Source organism: Herbaspirillum camelliae, assembly GCF_001929405.1.
GTDB classification, from domain to species: Bacteria; Pseudomonadota; Gammaproteobacteria; order Burkholderiales; family Burkholderiaceae_D; genus Herbaspirillum; species Herbaspirillum seropedicae.
The window spans coordinates 5037435-5050048 of record NZ_KV880769.1; the positions used below are offsets into that span (position 1 = coordinate 5037435).

A 12614-nucleotide genomic window follows, 5' to 3' on the forward strand; every position below is an offset into this window, starting at 1 on the left:
CAATGCTTGCGCGACATTTCGTCGCACCCTGCCAGTGCTCTGCAGAGGACCTCGCCCCGCGCACGCGCGCCAGGCCTGGGTCATTCTCATCAGTGATGACTGTTATCAGCAAAAACGCGGGTGCATGACATTGCGATGCGGCAAGCAACTGTTTTAAATTTCAGTAATTACTGAAATTTCAAAAGATTCAAACATGGAAAACCAGGTTCTCAGCCCCCTGATGCAGCGCTTCATCGGCCACTTCGGCGAGATGGGCAGCCGCTGGGGCATCAATCGCACGGTGGGGCAGATCTACGCCCTGCTCTATATCTGCGGGCGCGCGCTCAATGCCGACGAGATCGCCGACTACCTCAGCTTTTCGCGCTCCAACGTGAGCATGGGCTTGAAGGAGCTGCAGTCCTGGCGACTGGTCAAGCTGCTGCACAAGCCCAACGACAGGCGCGAGTACTTCGAGCCGCCCGGCGACATCTGGGACATCTTCAAGGTGCTGCTGGAAGAGCGCCGTCGGCGCGAGATTGAACCGACCCTGTCGATGCTGCGCGACGCCCTGCTGGAGCCGGCCGGCAGCAAGGATGACAAGCAGGTGCAGGAGCGCATGCGCGAGATGTATGAACTCATCGAGCTCTCCAGTTCCTGGTTCGACGACGTGCAGCGCCTCTCCCCGGAAACCCTGGTGTCGTTGATGAAGATGGGCGCCAAGGTCAAGAAACTGCTGGATGTGCGCGAGAAATTCCGTCTCGGCAGCCATCCCGACAAGGAGTAAGCCATGCGACTGCCCAGGAAACTGCCGCGCCTGACCCAGCTGCCGCTGGGGGTGGAGATCACCCTGCTGCTGGTGATCAAGATCGCCCTCATCACGGTGCTGGCCAAGACCTTCTTCGCGCATCCCCAGGCCAAGCACATGCAGATGCCGGTGCAAGGCGTAGAGCAACGCATGCTGTCCTTCGCCGCGCCGCCTGCGGCCACCCCACAACAGCAGTATCAACACCAAGACCTATCCGCCAAACAACAACCGGAGTAACACAACATGGTTCCCATCGATGAAGTCGTCTCGCTGTCACGGCTGCAGTTTGCCGTCACGGCGCTCTATCACTTCCTGTTCGTCCCACTCACCCTAGGCTTGTCCTGGATCCTGGTCATCATGGAATCGGTCTATGTCATGACCGGCAACCAGATCTACAAGGACATGACCCGCTTCTGGGGCAAGCTCTTCGGCATCAACTTCGCCATGGGCGTGGCCACCGGCATCACGCTCGAATTCCAGTTCGGCACCAACTGGTCCTACTACTCGCACTACGTGGGCGATATCTTCGGCACCCCACTGGCCATCGAAGGGCTGATGGCCTTCTTCCTCGAATCGACCTTCGTGGGCCTGTTCTTCTTCGGCTGGGACAAGCTCTCCCGCAAGCAGCACCTGATCGTCACCGTGCTGGTGGCACTGGGCTCGAACCTGTCGGCGCTGTGGATCCTGATCGCCAATGGCTGGATGAACAATCCCGTGGGCGCGGAATTCAACTTCGAGACCATGCGTATGGAACTGGTGAGCATGACCGACGTCATCTTCAACCCGGTGGCGCAGGTCAAGTTCGTCCACACCGTGGCCGCCGGTTACGTCACGGCCTCCATGTTCGTGCTGGGCGTGTCGGCCTGGTATCTGCTGAAGGCGCGCGATACCGCTTTCGCACTGCGCTCCTTTGCGGTCGCCGCCGGTTTCGGCCTGGCCGCCACGCTGTCGGTGATCGTGCTGGGCGATGAATCGGGCTATACCGCCGGTGAGGTCAACAAGGTCAAGCTGGCCGCCATCGAAGCCGAGTGGGACACCCACCCTGCCCCGGCCGGCCTGACCCTGTTCGGCCTGCCCAATGACAAGGAAGAGCGCACCGACTACGCCGTCAAGATTCCCTACGTGCTGGGCCTGATCGCCACCCGCTCCGCCGACATGCAAGTGCTGGGCATCAAGGACCTGAAGAAGGAACATGAAGCCCGCATCCGCAACGGCATGCTGGCCTATGCCGCGCTGACCAAGCTGAAGTCCGGCGACAAGTCGCCCGAAGCCCGCGCCGAGTTCGACAAGCTCAAGAAGGACCTGGGCTATGGCCTGCTGTTGAAGAAGTACACCAACAAGGTGGTCGACGCCACACCGGAGCAGATCAGCATGGCCGTCAACGACACCATCCCCAAGGTGGCGCCGCTGTTCTGGTCCTTCCGTGGCATGGTGGCGCTGGGCTTCCTGTTCCTGTTCATCTTCTCGGCGTCGTTCTGGTTCCTGGCCAGGAAGCAGCTGGCCCCGCAACGCTGGCTGCTGCGCCTGGCCGTGATCTCGATCCCGCTGCCGTGGATCGCCGCTGAACTCGGCTGGATCGTGGCTGAATACGGCCGCCAGCCCTGGACCATCGCTGGCATCCTGCCGACCCACCTGTCGGCGTCCTCGCTGCAGCCGGGCAGCCTCTACTTCAGCCTGGCCGGCTTCATCCTCTTCTACACCTTCCTGCTGGTGGTGGAGATGATCCTGATGGTCAAGTACGCCCGCCTGGGACCCAGCAGCCTGCATACCGGCCAGTACTACTGGGAAAACAAGGGCAAGGAAAGCGGCCCTGGCGATGTCCTGCCGCCACCCCTGAACCCGTCGGCCAATGCCGGCAACCATCCCTAAGCCACCAGAAGAAATGAGGAAAGCAGAATGATCTTCGATTACGAAACACTCAAGCTGATCTGGTGGGCCTTCGTGGGCGTACTCATCATCGGCTTCGCACTCACCGATGGCTTCGACTTCGGCGTGGGCATGATGCTGCCCTTCGCCGGCAAGAACGATACCGAGCGGCGCATCCTGATCAATGCCATCGGCCCCACCTGGGAAGGCAACCAGACCTGGTTCATCACCGCCGGCGGCGCCACCTTCGCGGCCTGGCCGCTGGTGTATGCGACGGCCTTCTCGGGCTTCTACATTGCCCTGATGGTGTTGCTGTTCTCGCTGTTCTTCCGTCCGGTGGGCTTCGACTACCGCAGCAAGGTGGCTGATCCACGCTGGCGCAATGCCTGGGACTGGGGCCTGTTCATCGGTGGTTTCGTGCCGCCCCTGATCTGCGGCGTGGCCTTCGGCAACCTGCTCCTGGGCGTGCCCTTCCACTATGACGACACCATGCGGGTGGAATACACCGGCAGCTTCTTCGCCCTGTTGAATCCCTTCGGTCTGCTGGCCGGCCTGCTGTCGGTGGCCATGCTGCTGATGCACGGCGCCGCCTTCGCCTTCGTCAAGACCGAGGCCGCCGTGGCCGAACGTTCGCGCAAGACCATCGTCGGCGCAGCCCTGGTGACGGTGCTGCTGTTCATCGCCGGTGGTTTCTGGGTGGCGCAGATGCCGGGCTATCGCATCACCTCCATGCCAGACGCCAACAGCGCCTTCACGCCCCTGGCCAAGACCGTGGAAGTAGTCGCCGGCGCCTGGTTCGACAACTACGCCAAGTGGCCCGTGACCAAGCTGTTCCCGGCGCTGGGCGTGGCCGGCGCGGTGCTGGCAGCGCTGCTGGCGCTGGTGCGCAGTGCGCGCCTGGCCTTCATCGCCAGCGGGCTGTCGGTGACGGGCATCATCCTGACCGCCGGCATGTCGCTGTTCCCCTTCGTGATGCCGTCCTCGCTGGACGCCAAGAGCAGCCTGACGATGTGGGATGCGGTCTCCAGCCACAAGACCCTGGGCCTGATGTTCTGGATGGTGCTGATCTTCCTGCCGCTGATCATCGTCTATACCGGCTGGGTCTACCGCGTGGTCAAGGGCAAGGTCACCGCCCGCGACATTCACGAGAACGAACATACCGCGTATTGATTACGCGCAAACGCAATCTGGAACAAGGAGAACATCATGTGGTATTTCGCTTGGATACTCGGCATCGGCCTGGCCTTGGCCTTTGGCATCATCAACGTCATGTGGCTGGAAGCCAACTACGCCTTCGGCCGGCGCAATGCTGAGCAAACCCATGAGCGCTTTGCCAGCGCGCGAGCGGCCGAGAAGGCGCGGCGCGGCGGCAAGTAAGGCTGCCCGCGAGCCGACGGCATGCCGCCGTCGGCTTTTTTTTCGTCCTTTCCGGAGTCCGAGCATGCACGCTTCACGCCCACCGCAAGCCGAAGAGACCGTCCCCGCAGCGCGCCACTGGGCCTTGCTGCCGGGCGCGCGCTTTGCCGACAGTTTCCGCATCCCGCTCACGCCCGAGCTGGCGCCGCTCGACACTACCGAAATCGCGGCCCGGATGATGGCCGAGCAGCCCGGCTGGATCAGCGCCCTGATGCGAGTGCGCGATCTCGTGGTGGCGCCGCTGGGCCTCAAGCGCGCTGGCGATCATGGCGCGCCGGCGGGCTTTCCCTTGCTGCTGGCCGAACCGGCGCGGGTGGTCATGGGCCTGGACGACAGCCATCTTGATTTCAGGCTCTGCGTGGAGAAGCTGCAGGCTACTGACCAGGAAGGCAACTCCAGCCCCGGATGGCTCACGGTCACCACGGTCGTACGCACCAAGCGCTTGCTGGGCAGCTTCTACCTGGCCGCCATCATGCCCTTCCATCGTCGTATCGCCCGCACCTTGCTGCAAGGCGTGGCGCGGCAGTCATCCGGATAAACCACCCGCATCCATACAGCAATGAAAATCGCCGCTGGGACCGAAGTCGCAGCGGCGATTTCTTCACCCCTTCCCACCTGGATCAGGTGGGAAGGCGCACCATGCATTACACCAGGTTCAGGGTAACGTTGATGTTGTCGCGGGTGGCGTTGGAGTACGGGCAGACTTGGTGAGCCTTGTTCACCAGGTCTTGCGCCACGGCACGGTCCACGCCCGGCAGCGAGATATCCAGTTCAGCTTCGATGCCGAAGCCGCCCGGGATCTGGCCGATGCCGACCTTGCCGGTGATGCTGGCGTCTGCAGGCAGGGCCACCTTGGCCTGGCCGGCGACGAACTTCAGCGCGCCCAGGAAGCAAGCCGAGTAGCCGGCTGCGAACAGTTGTTCCGGGTTGGTGCCGTTGCCGCCTGCGCCGCCCAGTTCCTTGGGGGTGGACAGCTTGACGTCCAGGACGCCGTCGGAGGACTTGGCCGCACCTTCACGACCGCCGGTGGCGGTGGCGGTGGCGGTGTACAGGGCTTTTTCGATCTTGTTGGAGGGCATGGTATTTCCTTTCAAGGATTCAGGTTAAGGCCCCTACGGGCGCACGGGGGTTGACTTCAATGACTTCGGTTCACTTCACTTGCCACTTGCGGTCCTGCCTGTTCATCGCGGCAACGGTTTGCGATGAACGATATAAATAATTAACTATATTATTGCGTACAATCTAAATATCAAACCAAGATAACGCTTTGTTACTTGTCTTCGGCATCCTGAAGACCTTTTCGTACCTGCTTCAGTTCCACCACCAGATCCTTCACCTGGTCCAGCGACGGCAGCATGCAGCTCATCTGCAGCGGCACCGTCCTGGCCTTCTCGCGCAAGGCGCGGCCGGCCGGGGTCAGGCTCACCAGGACACGGCGCTCGTCTTCGGCGTCACGCGTGCGGTGCAGCAGGCCCATGGCTTCCATGCGCTTGAGCAACGGTGTGAGCGTGCCGGAATCGAGGAACAACCTGCCGCCCAGCTCCGAGACGGTGACCTGGTCCTTCTCCCACAACACCATCATCACCAGGTATTGCGGGTAGGTGATGTCCAGCGGCGCCAGCAACTTCTTGTAGGCCTTGGTCATGGCCAGCGAGGCCGAGTACATCGCAAAGCACAGCTGGTGATCGAGCAGCAAAGCCTGATCGATCAGCTCTTCCGTCAGCAGCGGTGGTTGCGTGGTATCCATGGCACGCATATTAAACCGCACAAAATTAAATTGCAAGCGATTTAATTTCAGAAAATTTGAAGTCCTCGTTCAAGATCGTCCATGCTTCAACAAATCGGTATCATCGCGCATTTCCTCTTTCCTTCTTTGCCTGAACCTGCGCATGTCTTCACCCGCCTCCCCTTTCCGCTCACTGGACCTCTTCTGCAAGGTCGTCGATAACTACGGCGACATCGGCATCTGCTGGCGTCTGGCGCGCCAGCTGACGCGCGAGCATGGGATCGCCGTGCGACTGTGGGTGGATGACCTGGTCAGCTTTGCCCGCATCTGGCCCAGCGTCGACACCCAGGCCCTGACCCAGCAACGCGAAGGCGTGACCGTGCAGCACTGGCGCGGGCAGGATGACCACTACGAGGCCAGCGACATCCCCGACGTGGTCATCGAATTCTTCGGCTGCGAATTGCCGCCGGCCTATGTGGAGGCCATGGCGCAGCGTGCGGTCAAGCCGCTCTGGTTCAACCTGGAGGGCTTGTCGGCCGAGCCCTGGGTGGAGGGTTGCCATACCCTGCCCTCGCCGCACCGCTCGCTGAAGCTGACCAAGTATTTCTTCTTCCCCGGCTTCAACGAACGCACCGGTGGGTTGAGCTTCGAAGCCGACCTGGAAGCCCAGCGGCAAGCCTTCTTGGCAAACGGCCAGGGCACGGTCTTTCTGGCCGGACTGGGCGTCACGGCGCAGGAAGTGCAAGGCTGCAAGGTCTCGCTGTTCTGCTACGACTACGCGCCCATTGCTGAATTGTTTGCCAGTTGGCAAGCGGCGCCTGCGCCGGTGACCTGTCTGGTGCCGGAGGGCGTGGGCCGGGCCGCTGTCGAGGCTTTCCTGGGCGCGCCCATGGTGCCCGGGGCCGCCGCCACGCGTGGGCAATTGAGCGTGCGCGTGCTGCCCTTCATGCCGCAGACCGATTACGACCGCCTGCTGTGGAGCTGCGACCTGAACTTCGTGCGGGGGGAAGATTCCTTCGTGCGCGCCCAGTGGGCCGGCAAACCCTTCGTCTGGAATATCTACCACCAGGACAAGAACCTGCACCACACCAAGCTCAACGCTTTCCTGAAGATCTACGATCCGGCCAGCGCCGCCATGGCCGACCTCAACCGTGCCTGGAACGGGGCCTATCCGGGCGAGCTCGACTGGCGCGCCAACTGGCAGGCTCTGCAGGGCGAACTGCCCGCATTGACGCAGGCGGCCGACCAGTGGCTGCACAAGATGTTGGCAAATGGCGACTTCATGGACAATTTGCTCCGTTTCGCCGCCCGGCTGCTAGTGGAAGAGCGCTGAAAATGGGGTAAAATAGCGGGCTATCGTTTTAACGCACTTTGGAATTCAATCGTACGTGGGCTTGCGGTGAAGTTTTAGAAGTTTTACCAGTGGGCTACTGACAGTTTGAAAAAACCTACTTTTCACGACACATCGCTATGAAATTTGCAAAAGAAATCCGCGTCGGCAACATCATTATGGTCGACAGCAAGCCCATGATCGTCCTGCGTTCGGACGTCAACGGTTCTTCCCGTACCGGCTTCACCTACAAGTGGAAGATGAAGAACCTGCTGACCAACAGCCCCCAGGAAAGCGTCTTCCGTGGCGACGACAAGTTCGACGTCGTGGTGCTGGACAAGAAGCCGGTGACCTATTCGTACTTCGCTGACCCGCTGTTCGTCTTCATGGACGAAGAGTACAACCAGTACGAAATCGAAGGCGAGAACATGGGCGACGCCATCGGCTACCTGAAGGACGGCATGCAGTGCGAAGCTGTCTTCTACGACGGCAAGGCCATCTCGGTCGAAATGCCGACCACCATCGTGCGCAAGGTTGCCTACTCGGAACCGGCCGTCAAGGGCAACACTTCGGGCAACGTCCTGAAGGAAGCCAAGATCGAGAACGCCATCGAAGCCAACCAGATCACCGTGATGGTGCCGCTGTTCGTGAGCCAGGATGACGACATCGAAATCGACACCCGCACCAACGAGTACAAGAAGGTCGTGCGCGGCTGATCGTCTGCCGATGCCAATAAAAAACGCTGCCTGGTGCAGCGTTTTTTTATGCCTGTTGGATGATCGTTTGATGGCTGTTCGCCGGGCGCTCCACTGCCCGTTCGTCCTGAGTAGCGGCATCGCCGCGTATCGAAGGCGCACCGCAGTTTCACGGCCAGTGAACCCTTCGATACGACGCTGCGCGTCTACTCAGGGCGAACGGGTAGTCAGTGCGCGTGTCTTCGATCTTTCATTCGGCTTATCCGGCCTATCCGGCCTATCCGGCTTACCCGGCATCCCTCACCCGCGCCAGATCCCGCGCCGCCGCCTGCCCTTCCGCACTGGCCCAGAAGGCCCGATCCGCCGCCTGCAGGCGCAGGGCCGAATTCTCCATATGACGCAACGCAGCCGCCCGCGCCGCCTCGGCATCCCCGGCACAGATCGCCTCGGCCAGGGCAGCATGTTCAGCGCGCACCTGCTGCACGAACTCATTGCTGCGCGCCTCATTCATCCGCGCTACGCGAATGGCCGCATGCAAGAACTGGCTCAGGAACTGTACCAGCGAGGTATAGAGCGGATTGTGGGAGGCATTGGAAATGGCGGCATGGAAGGCAAAGTCTTCCGGCACCCCATCGCGGCCCGCCGCCGCAGCCTCATCAATGGCCTGCAAGGCTTGCTGGATCGCCAGGTTCTGCGCGTTCGTACGACGTTGCGCAGCCAGCGCCGCCATCTCGCCTTCCACCCCGCGCCGCAGTTCGATCACCCGCAACACCGCCTGGATGGAGTCACGTCCGTCATCCACATCCAGATCCAGCCGGAACGGGGTGGCCGGATTGACCGGCAGCACCACCGTGCCGCTCCCCCGGCGCGATCCCACCAGCCCCTCCGACTTGAGCCGGGAGATGGCTTCCCGGATCACCGTACGGCTCACCGAAAAGCGCTCGGTCAGCTCCATCTCCGAGGGCAGGCGCGTCTCGGGGGCAAATTCGCCAGCACGGATCTGCCGCGCCAGCACGCTGGTGACATGATCGGCCAGTGTCGCCTTGCCGCGAGCCGATCCCGACGCCGGTGACACTGCCTGCGCAGCAGCGCTTGAGGAAGGGGATGTCTTCATGGCGCGCATGATACAGCGCCCCCTCCCACTTGAGTAAATCGTTTGAAGCAGCAATAAAGTTGTATGACAACTTCTGCTATAATCGCTCCCGCAAGCGCCGGAGCGCCCTTCCCTGCTATCCGGAGCACAGACCAAGAGGAGCACACATGCATATCGTCATCACCGGCGGCGCCGGTTTCCTGGGCAGCCGTCTGGCGCGCCAGTTGCTGCAGCGCGGCACCCTGACCGGTCGCGACGGCCAGCCGCAAGAGATCAAGCGCATCACCCTGCTGGACGTGGCGCCGGCGCAGGGCTTCGATGATCCGCGCATCGAAGCGGTCACTGGCGACATCGCCGACGCCGCCGTGATCGAGCGTGTCATCACAGCCGAGACGCAATCCATCTTCCACCTGGCCGCCATCGTCAGCGGCCACGCCGAGGCTGATTTCGATCTCGGCATGAAGATCAACTTCGACGCCACCCGCGTCATCCTGGAGCGTGCCCGCGCCCTGGGCAGCAAGCCACGCGTAGTCTTCACCAGCTCGGTGGCGGTGTTCGGCGGCGAACTGCCGGCGGTGGTGCCGGACAACACCCTGCTGATGCCGCAAAGCTCCTACGGCGCGCAGAAGGTGATGGGCGAATTGCTGGTGCAGGATTATTCACGCAAGGGTTTCATCGATGGCCGTGCGCTGCGCATGCCGACCATCTCGGTGCGTCCGGGCGCACCGAACAAGGCGGCGTCCAGCTTCGCTTCCGGCATCATCCGCGAACCGCTCAATGGCCAGCCCTCGGTCTGCCCGGTCACGCCGGACACCCGCATGTGGCTGATGTCGCCGCGCCAGGCCATCGCCAACCTGATCCACGGCCATGAAATCAATGGCGCTGATCTGGGCCTGGCGCGCTTCCTGTCCATCGACGGCCTGTGCGTGACGGTCAAGGACATGGTGGAGGCACTGGAACAAGTCGCCGGCAAGGAAGTGGTCCAGTTGATCGAATGGAAGGAAGACGAAGCCATCAAGCGCATCGTCAATTCCTGGCCCGGCGCCTTCGAAGCCAAGCGCGCCAAGGCGCTGGGTTTCACGGCGGACGCCAACTTCGCCGACATCATCCGGGCGCATATCGAAGACGAAGTGAAGAAATAAGCTTCACATCAGCATGAAAACAGAAAGGGACAGCCCCGCAAGCGGCTGTCCCTTTTTGCTGCACTTCCGGACCGCGGTTACTGCGCCTTGCCCAGCATGTTGAAGATGCTGGAGAAGTCCAGCTTGCCAGCGCCGTTCATGCTGTGGATGTCGTAGAGGTTGCGCGCAGTGGCGCCCAGCGGAATGGCGCAGTTGGTCGCCAACGCATTCTCGACGGCCAGCCCCAGATCCTTGAGCATCAGGTCCACGCCAAAGCCGCCGGCATAGCCCTTGGAAGCCGGGGCGGTTTCCATCACGCCAGGACAGGGGTTATAGACTTCCAGCGTCCAGTTGCGGCCCGAACTCTTGGACATGATCTCCGACAGCACCTTGGGATCCATGCCATTGGCCATGCCCAGGCGGATGGCTTCCGAGGTGCCGATCATCAGGATGCCCAGCAGCATGTTGTTGCAGACCTTGACGGTCTGCCCGCTGCCGCTCTGGCCCGCGTGATAGATGGCCTTGCCCATCTTCTGCAGATACGGCTGGGCCGCCTCGAACGCCTCCTTGCTGCCGCCCACCATGAAGGTCAGCGTGCCCGCAGTAGCGCCATTGGTGCCACCGGAGACCGGCGCATCCAGCATCTCGAAGCCGCGCGCCTTGGCCGCTGCCGCCACCTTGCGCGCCGCTTCCGGAGCGATGGTGGAGCAGTCGATCAAGAGCGCGCCTGGCTTGGCCGAAGCCAGCACGCCGGCATCGCCCAGGTAGAGCGACTCCACATGCCGGCTGGCCGGCAGCATGGTGATGACCACGTCGGCCTTGGCCACCGCTGCCATGGAATCGGCTTCGGTCTTGCCGCCGACCTCCACCAGCTTGTCTACGCTGGCCTTGACCAGATCGTGGCCGCTGACGGAAAAGCCGGCCTTGACCAGGTTCTGCGCCATCGGCAAACCCATGTTGCCCAGGCCGATGAAGACGATGTTGGCGCTCATGCTGCTCTCCTTACTTCAGGGTGATGGTGGTGTTGACCTGGCCGGCTTCTTCATCGGGCGCATACCAGCGTGCGGTGACGGTCTTGGTCTGCGTCCAGAAGGTCACGGCCTGCTTGCCGTTGGGGCCGAGGTCGCCCAGCTTGGAAGCACGCGAACCGGTGAAGCTGAAGTAGGCCACCGGCACCGGAATCGGCACGTTGATGCCGACCTGGCCGACGTCGATCTCGTTCTGGAACTTGCGCGCCGCATAGCCCGAGCTGGTGAAGATGGACGTACCGTTACCGTTCGGGTTGGCGTTGATGAAGGCAATCGCTTCATCCAGCGTGTCCAGTTCGACGATGCACATGGCCGGGCCGAAGATTTCCTGGGTGTAGATATCCATCTCGGGCTTGACGCCCGTGAAGACGGTCGGCCCCACGAAGTTGCCGTTCTCGCTGCCGGCCACCTTGCAGTTACGGCCATCCAGCAGCAGCTGGGCGCCCTGCTCGACGCCGCTGGCGATCAGGCGTTCGACACGTTCCTTGGCCGCTTTGGAGACCAGCGGGCCGACATCGGCCTTGCGATCCGTGCCGGGGCCGACCTTCATGGCCTTGGAGCGTTCGACGATCTCGGGAATCCATTCGCGCGTCTGGCCCACCAGCACCACCACCGAATTGGCCATGCAGCGCTGACCAGCCGCACCGAAGGCCGCGCCCAGCAGGTTGTTGATGGCCTGGTCCTTGGGGGCGTCGGGCAAGACGATGCAGTGGTTCTTGGCCCCCATCATGCACTGGGCGCGCTTGCCGGCTTCGCTGGCGCGGCGATAGATGTGAGTGCCGACATGGGTGGAACCGATGAAGGACACTGCCTTGATGTCGGGATGGTCGCAAATCATGTTGGCTACATCCGGGCCGCCATGCACTACGTTCAACACGCCTGGCGGCAGACCAGCCTGGTTGGCCAGTTCGACCAGGAAGAGGGACGAAGTCGGGTCCTGCTCGGAGGGCTTCAACACGAAGGTATTGCCGCAGGCCACCGCAATGGGGAACATGAAGCAAGGCAGCATCACCGGGAAGTTGAAGGCAGTAATGCCCGCCCCTACGCCCAGCGGCTGGTAGAGCGTATAGACGTCCACGCCGCCGGCCACGTTCTCGGCCAGCTCGCCCAGTTGCAGCGAGGTGATCGAGCAGGCGTGCTCCACCACCTCCAGGCCGCGCATGACTTCACCTTCGGCGTCCGGCAGGGTCTTGCCGTGTTCGCGGGTGATCAGTTCGGCCAGCGGGGCGATGTTCTCGCGCAGCAGTTGCTGGAACTTGAGCATGATGCGCATGCGCTGGGCCAATGAAGTATTGCGCCAGGTCTTGAAGGTTTCCTTGGCGTTGGCCACGGCCCGGTCGACTTCTTCCTTGGTGGCGAAGGGCACGCGGGCCACCACTTCCTGGGTGGCCGGGTTCAGTACGTCGCGCCACTCCTTGGAAGTGGACTGCACCTTTTCACCGTTGAGGTACAGGGGAACGTTGGGGATGTTGGCTTGGCTCATTGCAATTTCCATAGTGAAGAGGTGGGGAGAGCAAGGCCGGGAGCAGCGCTCCCGGCCACAGGCATTACCTGG

Annotated in this window: 14 protein-coding genes; 9 read left to right on the forward strand and 5 right to left on the reverse strand. The window is 62.2% G+C overall.

Annotation, left to right across the window (positions count from 1 at the left end):
- The first annotated feature begins 193 nt into the window (after window positions 1-193).
- The 6 genes from BGK68_RS22470 (at window position 194) to BGK68_RS22495 (ending at window position 4604) form a co-directional block, all read left to right on the forward strand.
- Window positions 194-763 carry a GbsR/MarR family transcriptional regulator gene (locus BGK68_RS22470; RefSeq protein ID WP_075258892.1) on the forward strand — a complete coding sequence of 190 codons (570 nt, stop codon included), beginning with the start codon at window positions 194-196 and terminating at the stop codon, window positions 761-763.
- Between the two features lie 3 nt (window positions 764-766).
- Window positions 767-1021, forward strand: coding sequence for a cytochrome oxidase putative small subunit CydP (cydP, locus tag BGK68_RS22475; protein ID WP_075258893.1), 255 nt, complete (start codon window positions 767-769; stop codon window positions 1019-1021).
- 6 nt (window positions 1022-1027) lie between these two features.
- Complete coding sequence (locus BGK68_RS22480) at window positions 1028-2653, forward strand: cytochrome ubiquinol oxidase subunit I (protein WP_075258894.1); 1626 nt, start codon at window positions 1028-1030, stop codon at window positions 2651-2653.
- 27 nt (window positions 2654-2680) lie between these two features.
- Complete coding sequence (gene cydB, locus BGK68_RS22485) at window positions 2681-3820, forward strand: cytochrome d ubiquinol oxidase subunit II (protein ID WP_075258895.1); 1140 nt, start codon at window positions 2681-2683, stop codon at window positions 3818-3820.
- A 36-nt stretch (window positions 3821-3856) separates the two neighbouring features.
- Window positions 3857-4027 (forward strand): cytochrome bd-I oxidase subunit CydX, encoded by a 171-nt coding sequence (gene cydX, locus BGK68_RS22490; RefSeq protein WP_041310957.1) that lies wholly within the window; start codon window positions 3857-3859, stop codon window positions 4025-4027.
- A 64-nt stretch (window positions 4028-4091) separates the two neighbouring features.
- The gene (locus BGK68_RS22495) at window positions 4092-4604 is read left to right on the forward strand and encodes a DUF2867 domain-containing protein (RefSeq protein WP_075258896.1); all 513 of its coding nucleotides are present in this window, start codon (window positions 4092-4094) and stop codon (window positions 4602-4604) included.
- A 106-nt stretch (window positions 4605-4710) separates the two neighbouring features.
- Here BGK68_RS22495 and BGK68_RS22500 read toward each other — a convergent pair whose 3' ends face one another.
- Both BGK68_RS22500 and BGK68_RS22505 read right to left on the reverse strand, forming a co-directional pair.
- Entirely contained in the window at window positions 4711-5145 is a 435-nt protein-coding gene (locus BGK68_RS22500; protein ID WP_075258897.1) for an organic hydroperoxide resistance protein, read from the reverse strand.
- 191 nt (window positions 5146-5336) lie between these two features.
- Window positions 5337-5822, reverse strand: a complete 486-nt coding sequence (locus tag BGK68_RS22505) for a MarR family winged helix-turn-helix transcriptional regulator (RefSeq protein WP_075258898.1) — start codon at window positions 5820-5822, stop codon at window positions 5337-5339.
- 133 nt (window positions 5823-5955) lie between these two features.
- On the opposite strand from BGK68_RS22505, the gene earP reads away from it, so the two are divergent.
- The gene (earP, locus tag BGK68_RS22510) at window positions 5956-7125 is read left to right on the forward strand and encodes an elongation factor P maturation arginine rhamnosyltransferase EarP (protein WP_075258899.1); all 1170 of its coding nucleotides are present in this window, start codon (window positions 5956-5958) and stop codon (window positions 7123-7125) included.
- A 137-nt stretch (window positions 7126-7262) separates the two neighbouring features.
- Window positions 7263-7838 carry an elongation factor P gene (locus BGK68_RS22515; RefSeq protein WP_017451702.1) on the forward strand — a complete coding sequence of 192 codons (576 nt, stop codon included), beginning with the start codon at window positions 7263-7265 and terminating at the stop codon, window positions 7836-7838.
- Window positions 7839-8103: 265 nt separating this feature from the next.
- On the opposite strand, the gene BGK68_RS22520 is transcribed toward BGK68_RS22515, so the two are convergent.
- Window positions 8104-8940 carry a FadR/GntR family transcriptional regulator gene (locus BGK68_RS22520; RefSeq protein WP_083657872.1) on the reverse strand — a complete coding sequence of 279 codons (837 nt, stop codon included), beginning with the start codon at window positions 8938-8940 and terminating at the stop codon, window positions 8104-8106.
- Between the two features lie 137 nt (window positions 8941-9077).
- Here BGK68_RS22520 and denD point away from each other — a divergent pair, with 137 nt between their 5' ends.
- On the forward strand, window positions 9078-10052 hold the full coding sequence (denD, locus tag BGK68_RS22525; protein WP_075258900.1) for a D-erythronate dehydrogenase: 975 nt from the start codon (window positions 9078-9080) through the stop codon (window positions 10050-10052).
- Between the two features lie 77 nt (window positions 10053-10129).
- Here denD and mmsB read toward each other — a convergent pair whose 3' ends face one another.
- Entirely contained in the window at window positions 10130-11023 is an 894-nt protein-coding gene (gene mmsB / locus BGK68_RS22530) for a 3-hydroxyisobutyrate dehydrogenase (protein ID WP_075258901.1), read from the reverse strand.
- Window positions 11024-11033: 10 nt separating this feature from the next.
- Window positions 11034-12542, reverse strand: a complete 1509-nt coding sequence (locus BGK68_RS22535; protein ID WP_075258902.1) for a CoA-acylating methylmalonate-semialdehyde dehydrogenase — start codon at window positions 12540-12542, stop codon at window positions 11034-11036.
- Window positions 12543-12614: the final 72 nt, after the last annotated feature.